This window comes from Gordonia spumicola, from assembly GCF_009932475.1.
Classification (GTDB): domain Bacteria; phylum Actinomycetota; class Actinomycetes; order Mycobacteriales; family Mycobacteriaceae; genus Gordonia; species Gordonia spumicola.
Window position 1 is genome coordinate 245,429 of record NZ_BJOV01000002.1, and the last position, 22,918, is coordinate 268,346.

Genomic DNA, 22,918 nt, shown 5'->3' on the forward strand with positions numbered 1-22,918 from the left:
CTTTCTGCCGGGCGCCCTCCCTACCCTCGCAGCGACTCTGCGACAGCCCGAGCGTCTTGAACCTCGGTGGACTCGGCATTACCTCCGGCCGGACTGGCGCTAGCGCTGGGCCCGTACTCCGCTGGTAGATACCCTGCCAGCGCATCACCTTCGAGGTCGTCGAGCAGTCCCATGCGCATGAGATCCCAGAACCGCAGCGAGGAGAGTGCGGTCGCCGACTTCGCCGCAAGCTGGGCGCCGATGTCGTTCCAGTACCAACCGTCCGGGTCAAGCGCCCGAGACAACGCCGAATCGTGCTTGCGGTGGTCGATGATGTCTCGCAGGTCCGACCATGAGAGCACGGTTGCGATGTCGCGGCGACTGTAGCCGCGGTCCAGGAGGTCCGAGTTCACGGCCCCGCCATGCTCCTTCAGGAGTCGGCAGAGCCCGAGGATTCCCCCTCGGTGATCTCCTCGCCAGCACCGTTGATCGCCTGGAAGATCTCATTCGCGAGACCCGACGGGATGCGCTGCACCTGCTCCCACTCGGCGTCGCTGCAGAAGTGCTTGAGCCAGCGGAGTTGGAACGTCTTCGGGGAGACGTTGAGATCTTCGGGATCGTGCGGAGGTTTCGCCGCGGGCTTACGTCCTGGCTTCGGCGCGTTCTCGGGGTCCTTCTCGAACTCGGCGACGGCCTTGGCGTGCGCGGCGACAGCTTCCTGCCATTCGTCGAACTCTGCGGCGCGCTTGGTGATGTCGGCGACGAACTCGTTGTAAGCATCGACGACGTCGGGGTCCATCCAGTCCATCGTCGGCATCGTCACCTCGACGACCTTGCCGCCACCGACAGGGATCGGCAGAGTGATCAGGTGGTCGTCGGTCGATCCGAGCTTGATGATCTTGGGCATCGGTCAGGAGCCTCTCGTGAGAAGTAGTTGGGGTGCGGTCGGAGCCTGGACCTGGCCCGGTGGAGGCCACGGCTCCTGACCAAAGGGGTGAAGACACCCCACCGGGCCAGGTTGAAAAAGTCGCCTATCAGGCGACGGTGACGGTGCCGCCGTTGCCAGTCGCGGTGACCGCGGTGACGGCGACCGAGAACGACGCAGTGAGCGGGCCGCCGGAAGAGCCGGTGACGGTGACGCCCGAGCTGCCGACGTTCGACAGTGCGCGGAGTGCGGTCTGCAGTGCCGCGGCGGTCATCGTCGAGACGGTCGCAGTGGTCTGGCCGTCGACCGTCGCGGTGTAGTCGGTGACACCGGAGCCGATGGTGAAGACCTTCGTGACCGGTGTCGGCATGGTGATCTCGCCGTCGTCGATGAACGTGCGGAAGAACCGGCCCGCGTCATCCTTCGACGCCTTCACCGTCACCTCCACACCCGATGCATCCTGCGACTCGAGCTTGAACTCGGAGACATCCGAGACTCGAGCGATCTCGATGGTGTCGAAGCGGAGCTTGTCGCCCGACCTCGTGGTCGTCACGATCGCCACGAACGGCAACTGCTCGCCGGTGTGGTTGATCTCGGTGAGATTGCCGTGCGTTCCATCCGACGGAGTGTGGACCACGTTCTGCACGCCGTGCAGGAACGCGAGGACCTCTTCCTTGTCGACGTCGAGCAGCTTGAACTTGAACTCGCCCGAGTACTTGTTCTGGAAGGTGATGTAGTCGTTGCCGTCGAAGTCCTCGACAGTCTGCGACTCGCGGGTCTCGCCGATCGACAGGCCGTCCTTGGCGAGGGTGCCAAGGTCGCCGAGCTTGATGGCCGGGTCGAGCGGCAGGACCGCCTGCGTCGGCAACGTGGTGCCGAGCGGTACGACGTACACGACGCCGCCATCGACGGACTTCGCCACGAAAGTGTGCTTGATTGCCATAGTGGTTTGCCCCTTCTAGGCAGAGTGGTCAGGAGCCGTGAAGGGTCTATTCAGTTGTGGTCAGAAGGTGATGCAGTGCAGCGTCCCGTGGACCTGCCACTTCGCCGCACTGGTGTCGGGATCGCCATAGTCGACGATCGTCGCGTCGTCCCAGTCCGAGATGATCCGCGACCGGTTCGGCGAGTCCTGCAAGGCGGTGTCGACGTCGAGCGCATCCTGTTCGGCCTGCACCGAGTTCGGCGCGTAGCACTCCACCAGGAGCGACATGTGGTCCACAGATCGACTGCGGGTGCCGCCAACTCGTGAGACCCGGATGTACCGCGTGTCCTTCGGTGCCTTACCTGCAACATGCACGCCGGGAAACGCCTCCTTGAGAACGCGGATCGCCTCGGCCAGTGGAGTCGTCATGACCCGCCGGCCATCGCCCGAAGGAGGATGTTGTGCTTCCTGTCTGCGGCGATCGCGTGCGCATCCGCGGTCACAACCGATGCACGCCAACGACCCTGAGGCCGCTTGATGCCCTGCCGTGACCCGACAGCGAACATGCCCTTGCCCTGCGCGTTGGCGCGGGCAGCGATCTGCTCAGCCATCTTGTCGATCTCCCCCACCACCGCCGGAGCGCGACGGAGATCGTAGAAGCCCTGAGGTTTGAACACGACCTTCATTCCGTGCACCTCACCTTCTGCCAGTGGCCCGGCGCGTACGCCGCCCACACTGTCTTCGGCGTCTGCATGATCACCAGAGCGCCCGATGGTTCAGTCATGAACGTGGTTTCGGGGCCGTCGAACTGGTCGACCTCTTCCTCGCCGCCTTTGTCGACGCCGGTCACGATCTCGATCATCCGTTCACAGCCTTCAGGTTGATGACGCCGCCGGGGTTCCAGCCGAACGGATTGTGGTCGAACATCTCCGGACCGCCGACCACCTCGAACTCGACGCCGTCGAGAACCATGCGGTCACGGTGCGAGCAGTCGAAACCGGGCGGCACGAGCATTTCGACCTCGACGATCTCGCGGTCATGGCCGGCCAACTTCGGTTCCGATGTCTGCGGTGCGCCCCACCCGTAGACGGGCTTCGGGACCGCGGGGAACCAAAACTCGACCGGGTTGCCGTGAGCATCCTCGGCCCCTTGATCGAACGCGCGGTGCCCGACGGTGAACAGCAGTGGGAACTCGTCCATCGTGCTCATCGTGTGTCGAAGCTCCATGCTCGGCCGCGGCAGCCGTACCGCCGCAGGATCCGCTTGTCGTCCTTCGTCAACCACGGACTACCCGAGGTCGCGCCCTCGGTGTACGTCCCCGACTGCGAGTAGACACCCGCCGACCGGGAGAACTGGTCGAGGTGCTGCATCTGCGGAGGCGACGCGGGCGCACTCAGCACCCGCGCCACCATCCGCGACACCACCAGCGACACATCATCCGGCACAGGATCCGGGTCGTCCGCGCATGCCATCCACGCGCGGGCCGACGCCGAAGCCTCCACCAGAAGACCGGCCGCCTGCGTCTCCTCGTCAGTCGTCAGAGGACGCCCGAGACGCGCTTGCACGTCCACGAGGTTTGCGAGCGGTGCCACTGGTCTGCTCCTTCACGGTCAGGTGGTCGCCGACTGTGACGCCATCAGGAACGGAGTCGCCCGCGGCGAGCACCACCCCGGCGACGAAGACGACGCCTTCGAGGTCGTCACGGATCCGCATCAGGACAGGACCGTGGCGACCATCGACGCGACCGGGTTCACCAGGACCGGGAGTGCGATCGCGTTGGAGTGCACCCACAGTCCGATCGGGTCCTTGGTCTTGTATGCGCCGACCGCGATGCCGGGCTGCTCACCGGCGCCGATGCCGTACTCCGGCTCGTCCGCTTCAAGCGTTGGGCCGAAGAATGTGGCACCGAGGATGTTGCTGCCGCCGGTCGGAGCGACCTCAGCCGGGAGCAGGAACACCTTCTTGTCGGAGGTGGTGCGCTGGCCCTTGACCTTGCGGTCGTAGATGTAGATCGGGGGCAGCGAGTGCGCCGACAGGGTCGCATTGAGGACGTCGACCGACACGATCTGCGGGGAGCCTGCCGCAGTTGCGACGAGCGCACGCACAGCCGGGTCGCGCAGCATCACGTTCAGCACCTTGCGCGACATGACGAGCGCGCCAGGAGCCTCACCATCGTTGGCGTCGGCGTAGGCGTCGACCCACGTCAGGAGATCCTCGAGGATCTTGGTCCCCGAAGCCGCGTCCCATAGAACGGCCGCGGTGACCGTGTTGCCAGCGGGCCGGAGGAAATCCGCAGTCTGGACAAGGTTGTTTTCGTTGATCGACAAGACGCCGGTCTCGAGGGCCTGCCCACGTGCGACCTCGAGTCGATCCGAGATTGCACGAATGGTTCGGACTGTGGCCGCCTCGATGCCTCCAAGGGCGATTGCTGCCCCGTCTGCTCCCCGCGTGCGAAGCTGGCTGTATTCGCTGATGTGCTCTTTCAGGCCCAGTGGGATCAGGTCGAAGACCTTCCGCTCCGCCTGTCCGCCCGAACCGATCGGAGTCTCCGAGTCAAAAGAGCGGAACTTGGCAAGCTGCCCGGCACCGTTCTTGCCGACGACCGTGCGGACGACGACGTCGTTCACGGCGGTGTTCGGCAGCCAGCGGGCGAGGGTGCCCTGCTTGGCTTCGATGTCTTCCTGCGCGGCGCGGGCGAACCCGGTCAGCTCGGCGGGAGTGATGGTCTCGGTGTAGAGAGTCGCCATGATCAGGCCTCCAGGAGGAAGTGGCCCGACTGCTTCGCCGTGGCAGCGGCGACAGTGGAGGGCAGCTTGGATGTGATGATGCGGCCGTGCCACACGCCGGGCGCAGCGACGTTGCCGCGCGCGGCGTCGACCGACTGGTCAGTGAGCAGGAAACCGGCGATGACTTCCGTGCCGTCCGATGCGCCCGACGCGTAAGGCACAGCGAGGCCAGCCTTCATCGCGTACGGCTCACCGGACTTGATGCGGCCGTCGACGATCTTCGCCGACCATGCCGCGGGTGCGAGCGTGACAGTCTTCGCGACGTCGGTACCGTGGCGCGAGCCGAGCCACGACTGGTCGCCTGCACCGAAGGACTCAGTTCGAGGTGCGAGCTGGGTCATAGTGATCACTCCTTCCAGAGCGGTCAGGTGCAGACGACGGTCGCCTGCACGAGGGTTAGTTGTTGTGGGCCGCCTTGTAGCGGTCACGGCCTGCAGTCACAGAGCCGCCGGTCTTGCCGGGCGGCGTGCCCTGCTGCGGATTGATTGCGGGACCTGACTTGATGTGCTGCGCAAGCGTGTCGACCTGCGCCTTGATCTCGTCTTCAGTCGTCCCGGTGATCAGGCCAAGCAGGTCGGCCGGGAGTCCCGCTCCGAGCCTGGTCCGCAGCGCCGACACCTCGGCGGCACTACGCGCCGCCTTCTCGTCCGCGAGCTGCTGCTCCAGTGCCGCGATCCGCTCCGACACGTCATCGCCACCACCCGGTTCGGGCTTCGGCTTCGGCGCAGGCTTTGGGTCGTTGACCTTCTTGCCTGCATCGATCTGCTGCTGCAGCTCGGCGTTCTTCTGCTTCTGCGCCGCGAGCGCGGTCACCAGCGGATGATCGCCCGGCAGCCGCTCCGGGGCCGCGGATGCGGCCGGTGGTGCGGCAGGTTCGGACGGGGTCGCCGGAGTCGCCGGCGGGGTGAGCTGATCGCCCATGATGTGATCACTCCAATCGAGTGAATCAGTCCCGACCCGATCGGCCGGGGTGGTCTAGAGCCTGTTGAGTGCCAGGCCGAGCGCCTTCGCCACGTGAGGCGGAAGTCAGCGAGTACGAGCCCCGCGAGACATGCGGTCCATCTCAGTGATGATCTTCGTCGTGTCACCACCGGCAGCCTCGCGCGCCTGGATGTACTGCTCATTCCAGTCATCCACATACGGCGGAGGCGTATAGCTGCCTCCTGGACGGACCATCACGCTCAAGCAGTGACAGTTATCGTGGTACTTCTCGCCGAGATCACGCGTCCCGCGCGGCCTCCGCAACTTCGCTTCACCAACGGATCGACCGACCTTCGCTGCAGCCCGAGAATCCGAGTAGTACGCGCGGCTGGCGAGCGCCTCTTCCCTGGTCATCAAACCCGCCGCGATCGCACGCCTATCAGCCACCGTCAAGTCAATGCTCCGGCCAACCACGCGAGTCGAGGCATCCTCGCTCCGATAGAAGGTTGCGTTCGGACCGACATGACGAGTGCACAGCATCCGGCAGAACGAGCAAGCGTTCGCTGACGCATGACGCACCCACCGGGCTCCAGGTTCAGCAGCAGCATTAGCCACCACCGTGTCGCGCAGCCCGTTCATCAGTGTCCGAGACGCAGATCCGAGCAACACGGTCAGACCCGCCTCTCCCGACGTCGAGTTCAATGCCCACAGCGCAGACTCGCTCAACTGTTGCGGCGGCGCCAGTCCCACAGGCTTAGCCCGATATGGCGTCGTTGACGGCGACTCGTCATACCACTGCGTGCCGAGTTCAATCGCCGTCGCCTCGTACGGGGCAATAATCTCCGGATAAGCGTCCACCAGTAGCGCCCGGAACTGGGCCGGGTCAGACTGTGCGATCGCGCGCCAGAACCCGGCCAGGTCACGCCCAAGACGGCGATCCAATTCAGCGAGCAGTGCGCGCACCTCGGTCGGAGTCATCGCGATTCGAGCTTCGCCGCATCCTGCTCGGGCATACGCAGCGCCACCGGGATGCCGCCCGTCAACTTGATTCCGTTCAAGCCAAGACGGTTCGCCGCATCCTCAGGGTCCACTCCAGCACGCACGGCGATACCCAGAGCCTCGAACCTCGCCTTCAGAACGTTCGCGTCCCGAGTCGGATCTTCCGCGGCCTCCGCGATTGCCTGCGGCTGTTCGCCGATCTTCGCTATCAACGCTGATACCCCATCCGCGCGCTGCTCGGCTTTTAGCTGCTGCTGCTCCTGCGGCGACAACCCGACGCGGTCGTACGTGACCACCGACGTCGGAGCCAGCACGCCAGACCCGATGAGCTTTGATGCTTCGTCGGCCGCTGCGGCACGCGTGGGTGTCGACGCATCACGCCAGTTCACGCCGATCTCGCGGAACGTCTCGACGTCGTATTCGCCCATGATCTCCAGCGCCAGACGGCCAACCTCGAGCCATCCGTACCCGAACGACGTCTGCCGCCGCTCGGCGCGCTTCACCAGCCGGTACTCCTGCTGACGAATTGAATCCGCGCTCGACGGGTTGTCCGTCACGAAACCGAGATACGGTGCCGGGATCCCCGACTCCGCGGCGAGCAACTGCGAGTAGGCCTTGATCTGCTCGATGTACGGCGTCGGCGGCGCAGGACGGAACTCGTGAAAGCTCGGCGTCACCGGGTTGCCGTCCTCGTCATACTGCACCGGCACAATGTTCAACCTGCCCGCAGTTGCCCGGAAGCCAGCGCGAGCATTCTGCTCCGGCGACTTCTCCTCCGACATCCCGAACACCTCAGGATCAGCATTGAGGATCGTCCACTTCGGAGACGTGTAGAACTCGCGGTTGATTTCCATGCCGCTGAGCGTCCGAACCGCGGCGCGCGTGTAGTACGCAACCGGCCGCGTGATCTCCGACCGCCCCGACACGTCCGATGCACGATCCCGATTCAGCATCCGAGCAACCGGCACACGACCCAGGTTGTGGACATCGCGGCCCACAACAACCAGCCGACCGCCAACCGACTTCTCGAACCGGATCGTCTCGTTCGGCAGGTATAGCGTCTCCATCACGACCGTGCCGTGCTCATCGCTCGTCTGAGACAACGCCGACCGAGCACGCCGCGACCGGTAATCCCAATCGACCGTGCACGACTCTGTCGACTCTGCCGTTACGAGCACGTCAGGCTCGCCGGCGTTCGCGTCACCGCGGCCCACTGTGGTGAACCCGACGCCATAGATCAGCGCATCCAGGTGCCCGCGGCCCGACTCCACACCGAGATGGTTGTCCCGAAACACATCGACCAGGCGAGTGTCCTCAGCGCCGGTCCAGCCGCGCAACTCCAGGCGCTCCTCAAGGACGTCAACGACAGTCCCCGGCCAGCCCATCACCGCGTTGATCAGGTCCGGCAGATCCTTCGGAGCTGCGATGCCCAGATCATCGGGATCAGTGTGACCCTCGTACAGGTCCGCCTTCTTCTTGTTGTGCACGCGCACAGCAACCAGACGTTGCCGTAGCGCCTCCACTGAGAGCTTCTCGTCATCCGACAACACCAGCGTGGGCAGAGCAATCGCGACCGTCATCCGATCACCGCCTTCCGTACACGCTTCGTTGTTGACCGCCCAGGGCGGTGAGTCTTAGTGGCACCCAGCAGAGCCAGGAAGGCAGCCACGAGCGGGAAGATCGACACCGTCGAATCCTTCCGATCCAGCCCCCACCCGCCAGCCGTGCCAATCGGCCGCTTCCGTGCACCCTCAGCAGCGTCATTCACCGACTGCTGACCCGCATGCGACAACGTGCCCGCCTTGATCCGCGCAGCCGCCAGGCCACACGCACGAGCCATGTCCGTCGCGCCCGACCGGACCACATTCACGCCACGCTGCTTCAACTCGATCTGCATCGAGGCAGCAGGAGACGCATCGTCAATCACCACCGGCATACGGCGGCCAGCACGCTCAGCAACCCAGGCAGTCGCGGCAGCCTCATCAGTGCCGCGCCACACCTCCTCGACATGCGCCGAATCGCCCTCAATCCAGCACGCACCCACCGAGATCTCCCGGGCATGCGACATGTCCACAGCGAGCGCATCAGGCCTCACGCCAGCATCGGGGCCGACATCCACCAGCTCGGCCCACTGCGACGGCGACACAACGATCTGGTGCGACGACACGTCATCCCAGATACCCAGCGCCTCACGCCGCCACGAATCCTCATTGCGGAGCTTCTTCCGCAGCCGCAACATCGCCCGCTCCGTCGTCCGGTGCGGGAAGCTCGGGTTCGCCTTCATCCACTGCGCCCGATCCATTGGATCGCAGCCTCGGTCCGCCGACATCTCGATATAGAGCGTGCCGTCCGACTCTCCGTCGACCGCTTCCTGCCGCATCACCGTGAAGAACTCGCCCTTGTCCTGAGGCCTCGGAGGAGTCCCCATCACCAGACAGAGCGGATTCACAGCAACGTTCTGAGCGGCACCCATGTTCTCAAGTGCCTGCAGCGACAAGTGCTGGCCCTCATCGAAGACCAGGACATCGACGTCAGTTCGGCCTCGACCGAAACCAGAGTCACGGGCGCCGAACTCGATCTTCGAACCGTTCGTGAAGACGATCGCCTCGTCGCCCTTGCCCTTTGGCGTCGCCTCAATGTGCGGCTGAACCTTCGGGCCCTGCGACATGTCGTAGAACTTCTCGAACGTCTCCAGTGCCGTGTCCTTCACCTGAGCCGTCCAGATGACCTTCAAGCCCGGCTTCATCAGACACAGCGCGAAGATGATGCAGCCGATGATGTACGTCTTGCCGACCTGCCTCGGAATCGAAATGACGATCGTGTCCGCCGCATACTCGCCGTCGCCGTTGAGCGACAGAATCAGCATCGACGCGCCGTCCTGCCAACCGTCGAAATCCCAACCCAGCCGGCGGCACGTCAACCGCACCGACGGCCACTCCGACCCGACAATCCCCTCGGGCGTCACGACGTGGCGGGCGACCTCCGACAGCTTCGCCCGACGGCGGTCAATACCCGGTTCCATCCCACTGCTCGACCTCAAGATCAGCGACCACCGACGCCTCAGCAGACGCCGTCCGCCGGCGCGCCTCCTCCTCAGCAATCAGCTTGTTCAGCTTCGACAGCTCGTTCGAGTACTGGGGTCGCGTGTTGTCCAACGCCGACTCCAAGCCCTCGGCGATGATGACCCGCTGAGCCCTCATGATCGCCAACGTGTCCCCCGCCGCCACAGCCTCCGTCAACGACAGCGGCTTCTCAGGCTCAGGCACGGTCTCATCTGGTGCGACCGACCGCAATTGCGTCTTGCGAGTCATGCGGCCTCCAATCGCTACCGGGGGGGCGGGGGGGTGTTCGGAGGGGGTAAATGCCTATGCCGTGAGGTGCGGTCGAGAAGGGGGTGGCAGGGGCATATGGGTGGTACCTGAAATTAATTCAGGCGACCCTGATCACTCCCCCTAGGGGCGCTTCATGGAGTAGCGGATGGTCTGGGTCGAGTGCAGCAAGAGCGCGCTCCAAATGTCCGATTCGACGGGTGTAATCTGTTCGAGCCAGCATCTCCGCAACATTCTCTCTGCAGGTCACTTGCTGCAGGTGCTCAGGATTCACGCACAATGAGTTGCCGCACATGTGGTGTGCAGCCTGCTCTCCGAGAGGCATGCCCAGCTTCGCTTCAAGCATCGCCCTATGTACCGGTACCTGCTTCTTATCGCCGATCTGCATCACGGCGTATCCCCGCTTGATTCGACCAACCCATACCCAACATCCGCGATCTTCGTCTTCGGATGTACGCTTCTTGATCTCCATTGTCAGGCGACTGTAGTCACGCGACTCGTAGGCGACTCGTAGCGGGCCAAGCTTGCTGGTGCTCTTGCCTCTCGCGGCGGCGACGCACTCAGTGCTGCACATCTTCCCGCTCTCTGTGTGGAGGACGTTGCACCATGCGCATTGCTTGAAGGATTCCCGCTTTACCTTCGGGGGGCGATGCCGCATAGCTTCGGCTGCTGCCAGTGAGGCGGTGGTACTACCGCACTTGCGCGAGCAGTGACGTTCGTTCTTCCGTGCCACCTGTGCTGTCGATCCACAGTGCGCGCAGGTGATGGTGTACTTGCGCTGCGACCTGTGCCAGTCGGCGTAGTGCGGTCCACATAGGCGACGTGCATGTTGCGGCTTGTCGCACCCGTCTTTGGTGCACGCGTCCTGCCTTGCCTTGCGGTACTGGTAGCTGCATGATCGGCTGCAGTACTTGCGTTGGCATGGCGTTGCACAATGCGCGCAGATATGATTGGTCATGTCGAACTCCTCCTACGGGTTCGGCCAATGCCCCGGACGGTTGCAGCCGTCGCGGGGCCTTTTAGTTGGTGATCAGTTCCAGTTGCGTTCGGTGATGTAGTCTACGCCGGTGTTGTGGATGATGCGGTCTGATTTTGCGCGGTTGCAGGATCGGTGTGCTGGGACGATGTTGTCGAGGGTGTCGGGGCCGCCGCGGTCGAGGGGTATGACGTGGTCGATTTGGAAGGCGTTGGGGTCGAGGTGGTGTGCCTCGTAGTTGATGGGGTTGTTGCACCAGTGGCATGCGGGTTGGTCGGCGGCGATGATGCGCCTGTGTCGATCGCGTGTGCTGGTGTTGCGCTTGGCTGTCACGCTGCGTCGCCCGTGTCGGTGTCACCGGTGGTGGTGACGTAGAGCGTGTGGTCTGTGGCGGCGAGGCTGTCGTGTTGTCGCTCAGCGAAGCAAACGATGGAGCAGTCGGCCAACCGTCGGACGCCGCACCTCTCGCAGAACCTCATGCACACCACCGTGAGAACGGCGCATCAGCAAGGCGCTGCACTTCGGTGACGATGTCGGCTGGACAGTAGTCGCGGACGAGCGCGGCGAGCAGCTCGTCTTCGTCACCGTGTGCGGCTTCGTCGTCGGCGCTAGCCATGATGATGCGGTTGACTTCGGAGCGCACTTGTTCTGCGTTCATCATGCCTGGCCTCCGTCGTGTTCATGGTCGGTGAACGTGACGCCTGCGCAGGTTTCGTGTGCGCCGTTGTGGCCGTTGTTCTTGGCGCACCAGACGCGGATGTGGTGTCCGTCGTGGGTGGTGCGCTGGTGTGCCTGGCAGGCGCGCGGGTTGGTGACGGCAGTCATGCGTCCTCCAGGCTGAGTCGGACGGTGATGTGGATGCGCAGGCGGCTGAGTGTGTCGGCGGTCAGTCTGTGTGCGATGGGCCGTGCAGCTTCGGTGATCTGGTCGGCGATCCACGCGGCGAGGCTGGTCATCCTCGTGCTGCGATGCTGTCGATGGCTGACGCGAGGAGTCCGCGAACCGTGTAGCTCGGCGCGCTCTGGGATGTGGTGATGATGATTCCGTCGGTGCCGTCGGGTCGGATGAATCCTGAGACGATGACAAAGTCTGTGATGAGGTCTCCCTCGTCGCGCTCAGGGTCGCGAATGAAGTCACGTACGTCTTCGTCGGTCATCGGACGTTCGCCTTCCACCATCGGTTGATCTCCCGCGCCACGGGTGCGGGCAGGTGCTTGGGCACGATGCTGATCACGTAAGCCTGAGCAGCGCGAACGGGTCGTAGCGCGCATACCGCTTCGGGTATGCGCGGCACAGATGTAGAGCGGTTGCGATGACTGCTGCGCGGCAGGCCACGTTCGCGACAGGGTGCGTTGCGCGCCCACGGTCGAGCGCTCTGGACAACAAACGTTCGGGGTCGGTGCGGAGCGCGTAGATTTCCCACGCTGCGACGCCACCGATAAGGCACCACCAAGCTCGCCCACCGCTCACGATGGCCTCCCGGGTGGTGTGAAGTTGTGCCCTGCACGCGTCGTGGACGTTGTCCGTGCGCCAGCCCGCGCATGTTGGCGCGTGCAGGGCGGGAGGGTGCGCACGCTCAACCCGGTTTCGGGGAGCGGATACGCGAAACGGGACCGCTGATCTAGTGATCAACTGTCCCGCTACGCGAAGCGTATCACGCAGGTATGGGCACTACCTGAATGTCATTGACGTGCCGGACTAGCTCGGGCGTCAGGTCGAACCACTCCCCTACTACGCGCAAGTGCCGGAACTGCTCATGCCGACGCTGTTCGAGTGCTCGACCGCCAAGCTCGAACGTCATGCAGTCCTCGGGATTGATCGACGACAGCCGGGACGCGAGGCCCTGCGACGTACCGATCTTCGCCCGGTTGCCGAGCCGCATGTAGTAGACGACGGACCGACGACCCGCCGCGATACCCATCAGCTTTCGGCGGTGGGCGCCAAACTTGGTTCGCTCCTGCGAGTAGGTGCACGACCCAGCGCGGCATTCGACAATGCCGTTCGCCAGTCCGACGAGCAGGCCGGTAGTCCCGCATCCCGGGCACGGGCCGGGGATGAACTCCGCCTCCATTGGCAGCAGTTCGTACTGTTGGTCCACTCCGGTCCGCGTGCCGAGGATCTGGTTCGTCTGTCGATAGACGACGTACACGTGCTCTTCGCAGAGCGGGATCACGGTCGCCATGTCCTCGAACGAGGGCTTGTAGCAGTCGGGGTGGCAGCAGGTCGCCGCCTCCGAATCGATGTAGTGGGTCGCGCGGCGATTGACCCAGCGGCTAGTCTTTCCCATGTCGAACTCCTTCGTAGTTCGTCCACACCCCGGGGTCGTTCCAGCGATCGCCGGGGCCTTTCCGTTATCCTCATTCTACCTGTTCACAACAACTTCTCGCTGATGCGCGCCTTGCGTCGCAGGTGTGCGTCGATCACGTCGCCGAGCCGGTAGAACTTGGTCCCGGACTGGCCGTCCTCGCTCGCCGGCTTCACGTCCCGATGCTTCGCCAGGAGTCTCAGTCGCTCGCGGTTCAGCCCGCGTCCCGGCTCCCCAATCTTCCGCGCGATGGTCTCGATGGTGGACAGGGTGACGAGGGACTTGTTCGCCGCTTCGAGCCGCCGCGGGTCGATCACGACCTCGTCGTCCGGCGGAATGTCCACCATGCGCCGGCACTCCGCGACGGCCGACTCGATGTCGTCGAGCGCTTCGGCCGATCCCTCGCAGAGAGCGAGGGCTTCGGCGTTGCGGTGCAGCCATGCCGCGATGGACAGTGTCGCGTCTGCGGGTCGCCCCCGCCCGCGGCCCTGGTCGAGCATGACGCGCACCCATCCGACGAGCGTCGCGTGCAGCAGGTCGGCCGCTTCGGCGGCACCGATGTGGAACGGGATCGACGACCCGAGCTGCTTCGGTCTGTGGCCCTTGCTCATGCCCGGCTTCGACAGCCGTGCGGTGCGACACTCGACGTTGAGCAGATCCTCGACCAGGCCAGGCACGCCGGCGAGGACTTCACGAAGCCGCTTCACCTCGTGCCGCTGCAAGTGCTCGTGCGCGCGAGACACCATCGAACGTGCGGGGTCAAGCGTCCGGTCGCTCTGGTTGCTGGTCATTAGCTGTGGTCCTCTCGGGTCATGCGGTCGGCGGTCTCGGCTTCGGGGCTGGTGTCGCAGTCGGTGCCGCACACGGGCGGCGGTGGACAGGTGCGGTCACAGACCCAGCACCAAGCGGGTTCGGCGGTCACGCTTCGGCCTCCTGGGTGGTGATGGTGAGCCAGAGTCGGCCGACGCCGGTTCCGGTCTTTGGGTGGATGGCGGGCATCAGATCGGTGACGTACCGGCTGTCGTCGTCTTCGACGAGTCCGTAGTCGCGGAGGCCGTCGACTAACGCCTTCTGGGTGGGCGTGAGGTTGATCGGGTCTCGGTGCCTGGTCTGCGATGGGGCGTAGTGGAGCTGGATCGTCGCGTGGGCGACTTTCAGGGGCAGGTTGGTGTGACGGGCCAGGGTTGCGGCGTCAGCCCGTACGGAGCGAATCTGGCGGGCTTTGGCTCGCATCGCCGGTACCGACGTGGGTACACCGCCGTTGAGCGTGAGTGGCGGTGTCCGATACGGCAGGTCGATCGTGAACGTCGTCATCGGCGCGCCTTCCTGTACCCATGCGCAGTTCTGGATGTGCACGGGATCTTGCGCGTCAGCTTGGTCGAGAGGTTGACGCACGCTTCCCGCTCCCCCGCGCCGCACGTCTCGCACGGCAGGTCGATCGCGCCGTGCTGGTCGTACGCGGCCCACACCGGTTCACCCTCGGCGGCAATGGGGAGACCGCCGGATTGCGGGTCGCCTGCCGGGAGCGCGGCGACCGCGGAGCCCTTGTCGGCTTCGGCGTCGATCGCCCGCAGGCGCCGGTAGGTGCCGACGAATGTTCCGACGCGGAGGGTGTCGGCATCAGGCCGCGTGTAGTGCTCGTCGACGGCACGGCAGGCGAGGGCTGTGTCCGTGATGCCGTGCGGCTGGCATGTCTCGGCCCAGACGCGGAGTCGGGCCGGGTCGGATGTCATTCGGTCGTCGTGGATTTCGGCGCGGCTGATGGCGGCAGCGACGGCGCGGATGGTGTCGGGGGTCGGCTGCTGGGTCATGCGGTGCCTTCCTGGAATTGGGCGATGAGCGCTTCGGCGTCGTCGAGGGTGGACACGGCCCGCAGGGTCGCCTTCGTCGGCTTGGGTGTGTCGGCGGGTCTGGCGGCTTTGGCGACGAAGCTGGGGATCTGTGACGGGTAGATCCGGTCGCTCGCGTGCCATGCCTTGATGCCGTCGGCGATCTGCACGGGGTCGATGCGGTCGCCGAGGAGTGTGTCGACTTCCTGGGCGATCTCGATGAGCGTCTGTGACGGGATCCCTCCGCCGGCCCACTGGTTGAAGCTTGTTGCGAAGCGGTCGGCTTCGGCGGAGCGGGCTGTGGCGTTGAGTTCGCGCATTCGGACTTCGGCTCGCGTCTCGCGCGTGTTCGCGCTCGCGCGCTGGTGAGGTTCAGTCCTAAGTGCGGGAGGAAGAGATTCCCCTGTTCCCCTGCTCCCCTGCTCCCCTGCTCCAGCACTGAGTGTCTCCGGAGTGTCTCTTGAGACACTCATGCAATTTGCATGAGTGTCTGCCTGGTCGAGCATTTCCGCTGTTGGGAGAGGGTAGGAGTGCCCTTTGCTTGGCCGGTTGACGACTTGGTGCTTGTCCCAGTTGCGGATGAACACGAGTTCGCGTCGAGCCTGGTTTGGGTCTGTGTACATGACGATCAATCCGGCGTTTTGCAATTGCTGCAAGTCTCCGGAGACACTCCGGAGTGTCTCTTGCAAATTGCATGAGAGGTCATGTGCGTACAGATCCGCGACGATCGATGACAGTCGCGCATCCCCTACGCCGTTGTCGTCGACATAGGACCAGAGTCCGATGAACGTCAGTCTCGCGCTGATGGGAAGGGACACGATTGTCTCGTCGCGCCAGAACTCTGGCTTGATTGACCGAATCCTCATGCCGCCTCCCCTGCCGGCATCGCGAACAGCACGAGTTCGTCGGGTTCGTCACCGTGCGGCCACTGCTGGGTTCCGCAGGCGTCGCACCACTCACCGCGGGCGTGCGCGTCAAGGCGTCTTCTGCGGTCGTCGTTGGCGGTCACTGTGCACCTCCGAAGAGTGTCGGTTCATCGGCCTGCCCTGCGGCGTGGACGAACGGCCACGGCGTGCCGCACTGGCGGCATCGCGGGTGCCGCGGGTCCCGTGCGTCGAGAGTGAGGTGCGGGCAGATGTCGGGGTCGAGAAGCTTCTTCATGCCGGCCGCCTCTCCGCTGCCCGGTCGCGGGTCGCCGCCCGGAACTGACCGGCCTCTCGGTATGTCCAGCCGTAGCCTGGGAGTGCTTTCATGACGCTGGCGCGGCCGACGCCGAGGGTTCTGGCTGTCTCCCGGTAGGAGCAGCCGTCGTCGAGGAGACGTTGGGCGGTGGCGTGCTGGGCTCTGGTGAGGCTCATGCTGCACCTGCCCCGAGGTGCTCCCACGTGGTGTGCCGGATGCACGGGTCGGCGATGCGGAGTTCGGTGCGGACGACGCCGTACGGTGCTGCGGCGACGTTCGCGACATCGTTGACGATGGTGGCGTTGATGGGGTTGAGGGTGCGGATGAGGCTGAGGATGGTGGCGGTGGCGAGGCGTCGGGGTCTGATGTTGGGGCCGGTGATGGTGGCGTGTGTTGCGTGGAGGTCGTCGAGCCAGGTGCGTACGAGTGCGACAACTTCGGTGGTGGTCACGACAGGCTCCTTTCAGGGCTGGTAGAACGCGGCGAACAGGCAGATGCCGATCGCGAGCGTGGTGATGACGGCATTGATGGCGAGGGCTTGGAGATGCGTGCAGGACTTCACGACGACGTCTTCTGTCGGTGGTTGGCGCTACCGTCGCCGCATGGCGTGGTGTTGGTGGGATGGTGCGGAGTGGCGGCAGACCGAGCGGGGTGTCGTTGAGACGATCCCGGCGGCGTGCCCTCGGTGCGGTGTTGCGTGGTCGACGCCGGATCGGATGCTGATCCTGCGGGACAACGCAGTGAGGTCGTGGGGGGCGCCTCCGGACGGGTCGACGACGGCGACCGTGTTCTACGAGTGCCTGCACTGCCCGCAGCTCGTGTACGTGCGACGCCGCTAGCCATCACGCCTCCCCGTCGAACGCGCGGATGGTCGGGCACGGGTGGTTCTCGCTGGGGCATTCGGTGCAGATGGTGTTGCCGCAGCCGCACCGGCAGTCGACGGGCGAGTGCAGCTGCCGGACGCGTAGCTCTGCTGCCCCGGCTTGGTCGGTTTCCCGCCGCAGGCTGGCGATCGCGTCGACGGCGTCACCGTGCGTGCCGACGGGCCCACCAGCCGCGAGGGACAGGTGATGCCAGATGTCGGCCTCGCGGTCGACGGCGGCGCGTGCCTCGTCGCGTTCTTCGCGGTGGAGGGTGGCGCGTGCTTCGGCCCGCTGATGCGCGGCGATCACCTGATCCCGCTCGGCGGTCAGCCGCTCAACCTCGGCGCGTGCCTCGCGGAGGTCGGCGTCGACGGACTCGCACAGGTGGGTGGTGATGCGCTCGACCCGCAGGTCATCCCGCAACCGCTCGTTCTCGGCGAGCAGGTCGCGGACGAGGGTGGGCGCATCGGCGATCAGCGTGATGTTCGCGCGGCCCATGTCTGTGTCGCAGTCGTCCGGGTGCAGGAGTGCGATGAAGAACTTCTCGTCAGGGCTGACGACTGCGATCTGCCCCTTGTCGGACGTGTACGTGGCCCAATCGCCGGGCGTGATGCCGTCGAGGGCGGCGCGGGCACGAGACGCGACGTCGGATTGATCATCCTTTGGGGATGGTGACAGCCTGTCGGCCACGTCAAACTCGTCAGTCATTGGTCAGCTCCTCGCTGGTGTAGATGAGTCGGGCGGTGTCGCACGGCCACTCTTCGAGGCACCCTTCGCACGCGTGGTGCGGCGTGTCGCAGTGGCAGAGGTATGGCTTGTGCAGTTCGCGGATCGGAGCGAGGGCCGCGCGGGCGGCGGACTCCATTGCGTGGCCCTGCGAGGCGAACCCGTGACAGTCGGTGCCGTCCCACGCCCGCTGTGCAGCTTCGACTGCGGGATCACGGCCGGTCATCGCACACCGCCGTCGTCCGGTTCGGTGACGGCCTTGCACAGCAACTCCTTGTAGACGCTGTCGGCGATCGCCTTGGTGAACAGGCTGAACACGAAGTCGATGTCGTTCTGGCACTGGCAGCCGCGTTTGTGACATCGGGGCCACTGCCACTCGGCGTCTGCGCGACCGACCTTGGTGTCGTAGATCGCGGCCTCGATGCGAGGCCACATGTCCAGGTCAGCCACGGCCCTCACCCGCCTCGGCGTGAGCGGCGGTGATCCCGTCAGATCCTCGAGTCTCTGTACCTCCGCCGTCGAGCGCGATCCGGTACGTCGGGATGATCTCGTCGATCACTCCGACGTAGGCAGGGCTGGTCGCGGTGCGGCCTCGCCCCGTGGTGACTCGCTGGCCGGCGGCCCAGTCGGACCTCACGACGGCGTACCCGGCGGCGGCGAGGGCGTCGACCTGGTGTCCGGCGTGCTCGCGCTCCCAGTCGACCCGTGTCCGCACCGGGGCCGTGCCGCGCCACCCGCAGGTACACGCGCCCACCCACCCGGACTCGGCGTTGATCAGGTCAGGTCCCATGCATCGGTGCGCGGCGATCACGTCCTGCGCGGTCACGGCTGCACCGCCTCGGCGAGGTAGCCAGCATCGGCGAGCGCGCGAGCATACGGAAGGCCGACAGAGACGACAGCGCCGTTCGGATGCGTGACGGACACCGAAGCCGCCTTCACGATCAGCGCTTCCCGCGCGGCGTCCTGCTCGGCCTTCTCCTGCGCGGCGCGGTGCTCACGTTCGAGGTGGTTGGCGTGCGCCAGGATCGAGGAACGCTCGATGCCGTCGAGGTGCCGCGCGATTGACTCCGCTTCCCGCAGGATGTCCCACGGCTGCATCGGCACGTCGAGCACCTTCTCCTCCGGCTCGGGGACGAGACGGTGCAGGACGGTGACGGCAGAGTCGGGGTGCCAGGTGTTGAGGTCGTCGCTGCGCCACCCCGCGGTGATCCACCACGGGCGGCTGTCGTCGTCCAGGCGGACCGCGATCGACTCGCGGCCATCCACGCGGACCATGTACGCCTCGCCGGGCTTGCAGGTGGTGGGATCGATCGTGGTCATGCTGCTGCCTCCATCTGTCGGGCGTGCTTCGCCGTGCGGCGATGCTGGGTCAGGAATCCTCGGCGGACGGTCGCGCCACACGCGCAGCGCCACGAGGACACCGACGGGAGGTCGAACAGTGTCAGTTCACTCACCGCCCTCACCCGCCTCGGCGAGCATCCGGCGTGCATGCAGCCCCGTCCGGCGGTGCGCCCCCTGATTGCCGGACGACACCCACGTGCCGCACTCACACAACCGCTTCCGAGTCTTCGCCGCATTCGAGGCGGCCCGACGGCACGCCCTGCACTGCCCGCCACTCGGGCCGACATGCACCGCGGCCGGGTCCGTCAGGTCATGCAAACCCTTAGCGCATACTGACCGCCGAGGACGGCCCGGTGGGCGCGACTCGCGAGCGAAAACCTTCCCGCCCCACACGCCGAACGACTCGCCGCGCGCCTCCGCACCCTCACGGCACGCGACACGGACCGGGCAGTGGAAACACACCATCGCCACCCGCAACAGGACGTCGCGGTCATCCGACGTGAACTCGCTTCGGCCCTGGCACGGGGTCGACTCTGGGGTGCGCCTCATGACTGCACCTCCACATCCACGACGTCGGCGTCGGGCGTCAGCTCCGGCTCCGGCTCGGCGGGCGCAGTCAGGGCGTCGATGCGCTGTGCGATAGCCAGCAGCAGGTCCGCCACCTCGTCCGTGTCGCCGTACTTGCGCGGCAGGAAGTCCGCCAGCTTCCGCAAGCCCTCCGCGTCCTCCGACGCCGCGATGCGCGCCGCCATGTCCGCCGGGACCGGCTCGGCGGCGGGCGCAGCAGGCTCGGCGATCGGCGCGGGCTGCTGCTGCACCTGCTCCGACTCCACGCGGCGCGGCGCATCCGCGATCGGCGCGCCGTCCACGTCGACGTCAACACCCAACTCCTCCGGCGCATAGATGACGCCGAACAGCGCCTCCGACGCCCACATGCGGGCCGCTTCCGTCACCGCGCGGGCGCGCATCATCGCGCCTGGATAGGACTGCCACGGCCCCTTCTTGCCGAGAAGGCCAGCCTTGCGGGCGCGGTCCAAATCCCAGCGGATCGGGTCGGGCACGAAGTCGGGATCATCCGCGCGGATGATCACCGCCTCCGCGTAGGTTTCGTCGCCCTTCACGCGGAGCTTGTGGCCTGCCTTGCGGACCAGTGCGCCGATCAGGTCAGCCGACGCGGTCGGCTTTCCATCGACGATGTGCACACCCGTGAGGGCGCTGATGCGGGGCACGCCGAGAGCGTCGGCGAACTCGAACGCCACCAGAAGGGCGGCCGGATTGTCGCGGTACTGGCGCGGGAGCGCATCACGCGCACCCGCCATCATGCGGGCCCGCTCCGCGTTAACCGCGAGTTCGCGGGCCGAGTCGGTGCCAATCAAGGCAAGGTCGGTGCTCATGCTGCTTCGAGTCCTTTCAGGAGGTCGCTGGCCTTGTCGGCGAGCTTGGGTGCTGTGGAGAATGTGGGCGGTCCGTCGCCGCGGCCCTTGCGGCGCGTGCCGAGCGTGACGCCGCGCCACGTCGCCTTCTTGCTGTCGCCGAGGAACGCGGCAAGCTCGGCGGCCGCGACCGCCTTCGCCGACTCCGCGACGTCATGGGCGCCGATCGCGGCCAGGAAGGCGCCGGCGATCTCGTCGGGGATCTCGACGCCGGGATCGTCAACAACGACGGGGTGCTGCCAGCGCAACGCCTGCCGATCCTCGGTGCGGCGGTAGTCAGCGGCCGGGGCGATGCCGAGGTCCAGCGAGTCGAGGAACAGTCGCCCCTCACGCGCAAGCCACCGCTGCACGCCCTCGTCAGCGTCGATCCACGTCTCGGCGGGCTTCATGTCGATCAGCTCGTCGCCTCCACACGATGCGACCAGGCAGCGGGACGCGCCGGTCACCCACATCTGCCACTGGACCTGCGCCTGATAAGCGACGGGGACGCCGTCACGCGCCCACATCCAGTGGTCACGCGCGGTCTTGATCTCCAGGAGCGCGAGCCGCCCGTCGACGTGGACGACGCCGTCGGGCTGGGCCAGCGCCCACGACTCCGTCGCGTGCTGCCACGTCCCGGTCGACGCGACCGCCCACTCCGGGTGCAGCTCGGCGAGCCACCCGCGGATCAGCGGCTCGAACACGTGCCCCCGCGTCTGTGCCCGCGTCTGCGGTTCGGGCGGCGTGGTGCCGGCCATCTTGTGCCACAGCGAGTGCGGGGTGTCGTGGCGGGAGAGGCCGACGACGGCGGCGATCTTCGACGCCGTCATGTGCCGCAGCCACTCCGGCGAGCCGGGATCGACCGCGTGATCGAGGATGATGCCCGTGGTCATGACGCCTCCCGGACGATGATGGTGTTGGTGCAGGTATCGGCAGTGTGGGTGTCGGTGGCGCAGTCCTCGCACCACGCGCCGTAGGTCATGCAGTGCGGCTCGTGCCGCCAGGAGGTGGCGGGGCCGTACGCGCAGCTGCATGTGTCGCGGCTCATCGCCGCACCTTGCCGTTGCGGACGATGTCGCCGAGCGGCCCGCCGAGGGCGGGGTGGTCGTCGGGGACGTCGAGCTTGCCGGGCTTGACGCGCAGGCCCATGCTGACGCCGATCACCCATCCGGTGAAGCCGATGACGCAGGCGATGAGCGCGTCCGCGGCGGCGTTCACGACGTCGCCCCGCGTGCCCACGCGACCGCCCGGAGCGTGTCCAGCGCGCTCCGCTCGGCCTCGTCGATGCGGCCCCAGCGACGGCCGTTCCAAACGAGCGGACCGTCGACCGTGAGTCGCGCCTCGGCATCCGCGCCGAAGTACGCCCAGTCGTCGTCCATGCGGTCGGGCGTGGAGTCGGGGTGCAGTCGCTCCCACTCGGCACGGTCCACGACGACCGTCGAGCCGTCGAGAAGCTGGTCATAGACGTGCGTGCTCATGCCGTCACCTCGCGGCCCTCACGGTCGACAGCGACACACGCCGTGACGACGCGCTTCGCCTTGCACTTGTCGTCGAGCGGCACCATCTCTGACAGGAGGACACCGACGCGGACGAAGCGCGTCGCATCCTGGAGGTAGTCGGCCGAGCGCGACGGCGACACCCCGAAGTGGAGGCCGTGACCACAGAAGGTGGTGGGCTCCCAGTCGGGGGCCTCCGGCGTGCTGCCGGGGCGGTAGTCGACGCCGCGTGGTGTCGTCCACTTGTCGTCGACCGCCTTGAAGACGACCGCGATGTCGTCGGCGGTCGTCTCGCCGGGGATGACCTTGACGCCGCGGACCTCGCACCACGTGCGGGGGTCGGTCATGTCGACCGCGGTCATATCGATGACGACGCCGCCGTCGAGGGTGACGCGCTGTGAGTGGAGGTGGATGGCGACGCATCTCCGCGCCTCGACGTGCGAGCGGTCCCACGCCTCGACGTGCGAGCTGTCCCGCGCCTCGACGTGCGAGCTGTCCCGCGCCTCGACGTGCGATCTGCCCCCCGCCTCGACGTGCGAGCGGTCCCACGCCTCGACGTGCGAGCTGCCCCCCGCCACGACGTGCGATCTGCCCCGCGCCACGACGTGCGATCTGCCCCCCGCCACGACGTGCGAGCTGTCCCACGCCTCGACGTGCGATCTGCCCCGCGCCTCGACGTGCGAGCTGTCCCGCGCCTCGACGTGCGAGCTGTCCCGCGCCTCGACGTGCGATCTGCCCCCCGCCTCGACGTGCGAGCTGCCCCCCGCCACGACGTGCGAGCTGCCCGAGCTGTTGAGCGTCAGCCAGACGCCGTCCGGCGACTCGACGTAGATCGTGCACGCCTTGTCGGCGAGCGCCTTGTCCAACTCCTGCTGGGTGGTGACCGTGATGATGGTCATGATGGTCCTTTCGGTGGGCTGGTCTCGCC

The 22,918-nt window shown here is 66.2% G+C and carries 44 protein-coding genes; all 44 read right to left on the reverse strand.

Annotation, left to right across the window (positions count from 1 at the left end; all coding sequences use genetic code 11):
- Nucleotides 1-20 precede the first annotated feature (20 nt).
- On the reverse strand, nucleotides 21-392 hold the full coding sequence (locus tag GYB83_RS03125; RefSeq protein WP_161894108.1) for a hypothetical protein: 372 nt from the start codon (nucleotides 390-392) through the stop codon (nucleotides 21-23).
- Between the two features lie 17 nt (nucleotides 393-409).
- Nucleotides 410-886, reverse strand: a complete 477-nt coding sequence (locus GYB83_RS03130) for a hypothetical protein (protein ID WP_161894109.1) — start codon at nucleotides 884-886, stop codon at nucleotides 410-412.
- 127 nt (nucleotides 887-1,013) lie between these two features.
- The gene (locus GYB83_RS03135) at nucleotides 1,014-1,847 is read right to left on the reverse strand and encodes a hypothetical protein (RefSeq protein ID WP_161894110.1); all 834 of its coding nucleotides are present in this window, start codon (nucleotides 1,845-1,847) and stop codon (nucleotides 1,014-1,016) included.
- Nucleotides 1,848-1,907: 60 nt separating this feature from the next.
- Nucleotides 1,908-2,255, reverse strand: coding sequence for a hypothetical protein (locus GYB83_RS03140; RefSeq protein WP_161894111.1), 348 nt, complete (start codon nucleotides 2,253-2,255; stop codon nucleotides 1,908-1,910).
- A complete protein-coding gene (locus GYB83_RS03145; protein WP_161894112.1) occupies nucleotides 2,252-2,512 on the reverse strand; it encodes a hypothetical protein in 261 nt (86 codons plus the stop codon). The genes GYB83_RS03140 and GYB83_RS03145 overlap by 4 nt, the downstream gene beginning before the upstream one ends.
- Nucleotides 2,509-2,688, reverse strand: a complete 180-nt coding sequence (locus GYB83_RS03150; RefSeq protein ID WP_161894113.1) for a hypothetical protein — start codon at nucleotides 2,686-2,688, stop codon at nucleotides 2,509-2,511. Before GYB83_RS03150 ends, GYB83_RS03145 begins: the two co-directional genes overlap by 4 nt.
- Nucleotides 2,685-3,035: a hypothetical protein gene (locus GYB83_RS03155; protein ID WP_228461149.1), complete on the reverse strand. Its 351-nt coding sequence runs from the start codon at nucleotides 3,033-3,035 to the stop codon at nucleotides 2,685-2,687. Before GYB83_RS03155 ends, GYB83_RS03150 begins: the two co-directional genes overlap by 4 nt.
- On the reverse strand, nucleotides 3,032-3,418 hold the full coding sequence (locus tag GYB83_RS03160; RefSeq protein ID WP_161894114.1) for a hypothetical protein: 387 nt from the start codon (nucleotides 3,416-3,418) through the stop codon (nucleotides 3,032-3,034). Before GYB83_RS03160 ends, GYB83_RS03155 begins: the two co-directional genes overlap by 4 nt.
- Complete coding sequence (locus GYB83_RS03165; RefSeq protein WP_161894115.1) at nucleotides 3,357-3,539, reverse strand: hypothetical protein; 183 nt, start codon at nucleotides 3,537-3,539, stop codon at nucleotides 3,357-3,359. Before GYB83_RS03165 ends, GYB83_RS03160 begins: the two co-directional genes overlap by 62 nt.
- The gene (locus GYB83_RS03170; protein ID WP_161894116.1) at nucleotides 3,539-4,573 is read right to left on the reverse strand and encodes a major capsid protein; all 1,035 of its coding nucleotides are present in this window, start codon (nucleotides 4,571-4,573) and stop codon (nucleotides 3,539-3,541) included. The genes GYB83_RS03165 and GYB83_RS03170 overlap by 1 nt, the downstream gene beginning before the upstream one ends.
- 2 nt (nucleotides 4,574-4,575) lie before the next feature.
- Nucleotides 4,576-4,953: a potassium transporter gene (locus GYB83_RS03175; RefSeq protein ID WP_161894117.1), complete on the reverse strand. Its 378-nt coding sequence runs from the start codon at nucleotides 4,951-4,953 to the stop codon at nucleotides 4,576-4,578.
- A gap of 55 nt (nucleotides 4,954-5,008) precedes the next feature.
- Nucleotides 5,009-5,533, reverse strand: coding sequence for a capsid assembly scaffolding protein Gp46 family protein (locus GYB83_RS03180; protein ID WP_161894118.1), 525 nt, complete (start codon nucleotides 5,531-5,533; stop codon nucleotides 5,009-5,011).
- A gap of 105 nt (nucleotides 5,534-5,638) precedes the next feature.
- Nucleotides 5,639-6,511: a VG15 protein gene (locus tag GYB83_RS03185; RefSeq protein ID WP_161894119.1), complete on the reverse strand. Its 873-nt coding sequence runs from the start codon at nucleotides 6,509-6,511 to the stop codon at nucleotides 5,639-5,641.
- On the reverse strand, nucleotides 6,508-8,112 hold the full coding sequence (locus tag GYB83_RS03190; RefSeq protein WP_161894120.1) for a phage portal protein: 1,605 nt from the start codon (nucleotides 8,110-8,112) through the stop codon (nucleotides 6,508-6,510). The genes GYB83_RS03185 and GYB83_RS03190 overlap by 4 nt, the downstream gene beginning before the upstream one ends.
- Nucleotides 8,109-9,554 (reverse strand): terminase large subunit domain-containing protein, encoded by a 1,446-nt coding sequence (locus GYB83_RS03195; protein WP_186349701.1) that lies wholly within the window; start codon nucleotides 9,552-9,554, stop codon nucleotides 8,109-8,111. The genes GYB83_RS03190 and GYB83_RS03195 overlap by 4 nt, the downstream gene beginning before the upstream one ends.
- Complete coding sequence (locus GYB83_RS03200; RefSeq protein WP_161894121.1) at nucleotides 9,538-9,843, reverse strand: hypothetical protein; 306 nt, start codon at nucleotides 9,841-9,843, stop codon at nucleotides 9,538-9,540. The genes GYB83_RS03195 and GYB83_RS03200 overlap by 17 nt, the downstream gene beginning before the upstream one ends.
- Nucleotides 9,844-9,961: 118 nt before the next feature.
- Nucleotides 9,962-10,333 carry an HNH endonuclease gene (locus tag GYB83_RS03205; protein ID WP_161894122.1) on the reverse strand — a complete coding sequence of 124 codons (372 nt, stop codon included), beginning with the start codon at nucleotides 10,331-10,333 and terminating at the stop codon, nucleotides 9,962-9,964.
- Nucleotides 10,334-10,891: 558 nt separating this feature from the next.
- Entirely contained in the window at nucleotides 10,892-11,170 is a 279-nt protein-coding gene (locus GYB83_RS03210) for an HNH endonuclease (RefSeq protein WP_161894123.1), read from the reverse strand.
- 142 nt (nucleotides 11,171-11,312) lie between these two features.
- On the reverse strand, nucleotides 11,313-11,498 hold the full coding sequence (locus tag GYB83_RS03215) for a hypothetical protein (RefSeq protein ID WP_161894124.1): 186 nt from the start codon (nucleotides 11,496-11,498) through the stop codon (nucleotides 11,313-11,315).
- Nucleotides 11,495-11,662: a hypothetical protein gene (locus GYB83_RS03220; RefSeq protein WP_161894125.1), complete on the reverse strand. Its 168-nt coding sequence runs from the start codon at nucleotides 11,660-11,662 to the stop codon at nucleotides 11,495-11,497. Before GYB83_RS03220 ends, GYB83_RS03215 begins: the two co-directional genes overlap by 4 nt.
- Complete coding sequence (locus GYB83_RS23805) at nucleotides 11,659-11,793, reverse strand: hypothetical protein (RefSeq protein ID WP_267130312.1); 135 nt, start codon at nucleotides 11,791-11,793, stop codon at nucleotides 11,659-11,661. Before GYB83_RS23805 ends, GYB83_RS03220 begins: the two co-directional genes overlap by 4 nt.
- Nucleotides 11,790-11,993 (reverse strand): hypothetical protein, encoded by a 204-nt coding sequence (locus GYB83_RS03225; protein WP_161894126.1) that lies wholly within the window; start codon nucleotides 11,991-11,993, stop codon nucleotides 11,790-11,792. The genes GYB83_RS23805 and GYB83_RS03225 overlap by 4 nt, the downstream gene beginning before the upstream one ends.
- 73 nt (nucleotides 11,994-12,066) lie before the next feature.
- Nucleotides 12,067-12,306 (reverse strand): DUF7427 family protein, encoded by a 240-nt coding sequence (locus GYB83_RS24220; RefSeq protein WP_443093428.1) that lies wholly within the window; start codon nucleotides 12,304-12,306, stop codon nucleotides 12,067-12,069.
- A gap of 184 nt (nucleotides 12,307-12,490) precedes the next feature.
- Nucleotides 12,491-13,123 (reverse strand): GIY-YIG nuclease family protein, encoded by a 633-nt coding sequence (locus GYB83_RS03230; RefSeq protein ID WP_161894127.1) that lies wholly within the window; start codon nucleotides 13,121-13,123, stop codon nucleotides 12,491-12,493.
- An 83-nt stretch (nucleotides 13,124-13,206) separates the two neighbouring features.
- Nucleotides 13,207-13,932 carry a hypothetical protein gene (locus GYB83_RS23510; RefSeq protein ID WP_228461150.1) on the reverse strand — a complete coding sequence of 242 codons (726 nt, stop codon included), beginning with the start codon at nucleotides 13,930-13,932 and terminating at the stop codon, nucleotides 13,207-13,209.
- A 127-nt stretch (nucleotides 13,933-14,059) separates the two neighbouring features.
- Nucleotides 14,060-14,455, reverse strand: coding sequence for a RusA family crossover junction endodeoxyribonuclease (locus GYB83_RS03240; RefSeq protein ID WP_161894128.1), 396 nt, complete (start codon nucleotides 14,453-14,455; stop codon nucleotides 14,060-14,062).
- Complete coding sequence (locus GYB83_RS03245) at nucleotides 14,452-14,952, reverse strand: hypothetical protein (RefSeq protein ID WP_161894129.1); 501 nt, start codon at nucleotides 14,950-14,952, stop codon at nucleotides 14,452-14,454. Before GYB83_RS03245 ends, GYB83_RS03240 begins: the two co-directional genes overlap by 4 nt.
- Nucleotides 14,949-15,290 carry a hypothetical protein gene (locus GYB83_RS03250; RefSeq protein ID WP_161894130.1) on the reverse strand — a complete coding sequence of 114 codons (342 nt, stop codon included), beginning with the start codon at nucleotides 15,288-15,290 and terminating at the stop codon, nucleotides 14,949-14,951. The genes GYB83_RS03245 and GYB83_RS03250 overlap by 4 nt, the downstream gene beginning before the upstream one ends.
- 542 nt (nucleotides 15,291-15,832) lie before the next feature.
- Nucleotides 15,833-15,979, reverse strand: coding sequence for a hypothetical protein (locus GYB83_RS03255; protein WP_161894131.1), 147 nt, complete (start codon nucleotides 15,977-15,979; stop codon nucleotides 15,833-15,835).
- On the reverse strand, nucleotides 15,976-16,131 hold the full coding sequence (locus GYB83_RS03260; RefSeq protein ID WP_161894132.1) for a hypothetical protein: 156 nt from the start codon (nucleotides 16,129-16,131) through the stop codon (nucleotides 15,976-15,978). The genes GYB83_RS03255 and GYB83_RS03260 overlap by 4 nt, the downstream gene beginning before the upstream one ends.
- Before the next feature lie 193 nt (nucleotides 16,132-16,324).
- The gene (locus GYB83_RS03265; protein WP_161894133.1) at nucleotides 16,325-16,603 is read right to left on the reverse strand and encodes a hypothetical protein; all 279 of its coding nucleotides are present in this window, start codon (nucleotides 16,601-16,603) and stop codon (nucleotides 16,325-16,327) included.
- Between the two features lie 391 nt (nucleotides 16,604-16,994).
- Nucleotides 16,995-17,723 (reverse strand): hypothetical protein, encoded by a 729-nt coding sequence (locus GYB83_RS03270; RefSeq protein ID WP_161894134.1) that lies wholly within the window; start codon nucleotides 17,721-17,723, stop codon nucleotides 16,995-16,997.
- Complete coding sequence (locus tag GYB83_RS03275) at nucleotides 17,716-17,967, reverse strand: hypothetical protein (protein ID WP_161894135.1); 252 nt, start codon at nucleotides 17,965-17,967, stop codon at nucleotides 17,716-17,718. Before GYB83_RS03275 ends, GYB83_RS03270 begins: the two co-directional genes overlap by 8 nt.
- A complete protein-coding gene (locus GYB83_RS03280) occupies nucleotides 17,964-18,191 on the reverse strand; it encodes a hypothetical protein (protein ID WP_161894136.1) in 228 nt (75 codons plus the stop codon). The genes GYB83_RS03275 and GYB83_RS03280 overlap by 4 nt, the downstream gene beginning before the upstream one ends.
- Nucleotides 18,184-18,567, reverse strand: a complete 384-nt coding sequence (locus GYB83_RS03285) for a hypothetical protein (protein WP_161894137.1) — start codon at nucleotides 18,565-18,567, stop codon at nucleotides 18,184-18,186. Before GYB83_RS03285 ends, GYB83_RS03280 begins: the two co-directional genes overlap by 8 nt.
- A complete protein-coding gene (locus tag GYB83_RS03290) occupies nucleotides 18,564-19,061 on the reverse strand; it encodes a hypothetical protein (RefSeq protein ID WP_161894138.1) in 498 nt (165 codons plus the stop codon). Before GYB83_RS03290 ends, GYB83_RS03285 begins: the two co-directional genes overlap by 4 nt.
- The gene (locus tag GYB83_RS03295; RefSeq protein ID WP_161894139.1) at nucleotides 19,058-19,195 is read right to left on the reverse strand and encodes a hypothetical protein; all 138 of its coding nucleotides are present in this window, start codon (nucleotides 19,193-19,195) and stop codon (nucleotides 19,058-19,060) included. The genes GYB83_RS03290 and GYB83_RS03295 overlap by 4 nt, the downstream gene beginning before the upstream one ends.
- Nucleotides 19,188-19,631: a WhiB family transcriptional regulator gene (locus GYB83_RS24050; RefSeq protein ID WP_161894140.1), complete on the reverse strand. Its 444-nt coding sequence runs from the start codon at nucleotides 19,629-19,631 to the stop codon at nucleotides 19,188-19,190. The genes GYB83_RS03295 and GYB83_RS24050 overlap by 8 nt, the downstream gene beginning before the upstream one ends.
- On the reverse strand, nucleotides 19,628-20,476 hold the full coding sequence (locus tag GYB83_RS03305; protein ID WP_161894141.1) for a hypothetical protein: 849 nt from the start codon (nucleotides 20,474-20,476) through the stop codon (nucleotides 19,628-19,630). The genes GYB83_RS24050 and GYB83_RS03305 overlap by 4 nt, the downstream gene beginning before the upstream one ends.
- The gene (locus tag GYB83_RS03310; RefSeq protein WP_161894142.1) at nucleotides 20,473-21,387 is read right to left on the reverse strand and encodes a lambda-exonuclease family protein; all 915 of its coding nucleotides are present in this window, start codon (nucleotides 21,385-21,387) and stop codon (nucleotides 20,473-20,475) included. Before GYB83_RS03310 ends, GYB83_RS03305 begins: the two co-directional genes overlap by 4 nt.
- Nucleotides 21,384-21,542 carry a hypothetical protein gene (locus GYB83_RS03315; protein WP_161894143.1) on the reverse strand — a complete coding sequence of 53 codons (159 nt, stop codon included), beginning with the start codon at nucleotides 21,540-21,542 and terminating at the stop codon, nucleotides 21,384-21,386. Before GYB83_RS03315 ends, GYB83_RS03310 begins: the two co-directional genes overlap by 4 nt.
- The gene (locus GYB83_RS03320; RefSeq protein ID WP_161894144.1) at nucleotides 21,539-21,712 is read right to left on the reverse strand and encodes a hypothetical protein; all 174 of its coding nucleotides are present in this window, start codon (nucleotides 21,710-21,712) and stop codon (nucleotides 21,539-21,541) included. The genes GYB83_RS03315 and GYB83_RS03320 overlap by 4 nt, the downstream gene beginning before the upstream one ends.
- Nucleotides 21,709-21,972 (reverse strand): hypothetical protein, encoded by a 264-nt coding sequence (locus tag GYB83_RS03325; RefSeq protein WP_161894145.1) that lies wholly within the window; start codon nucleotides 21,970-21,972, stop codon nucleotides 21,709-21,711. Before GYB83_RS03325 ends, GYB83_RS03320 begins: the two co-directional genes overlap by 4 nt.
- A complete protein-coding gene (locus GYB83_RS03330) occupies nucleotides 21,969-22,889 on the reverse strand; it encodes a DUF7666 domain-containing protein (RefSeq protein ID WP_161894146.1) in 921 nt (306 codons plus the stop codon). Before GYB83_RS03330 ends, GYB83_RS03325 begins: the two co-directional genes overlap by 4 nt.
- Nucleotides 22,890-22,918: the final 29 nt, after the last annotated feature.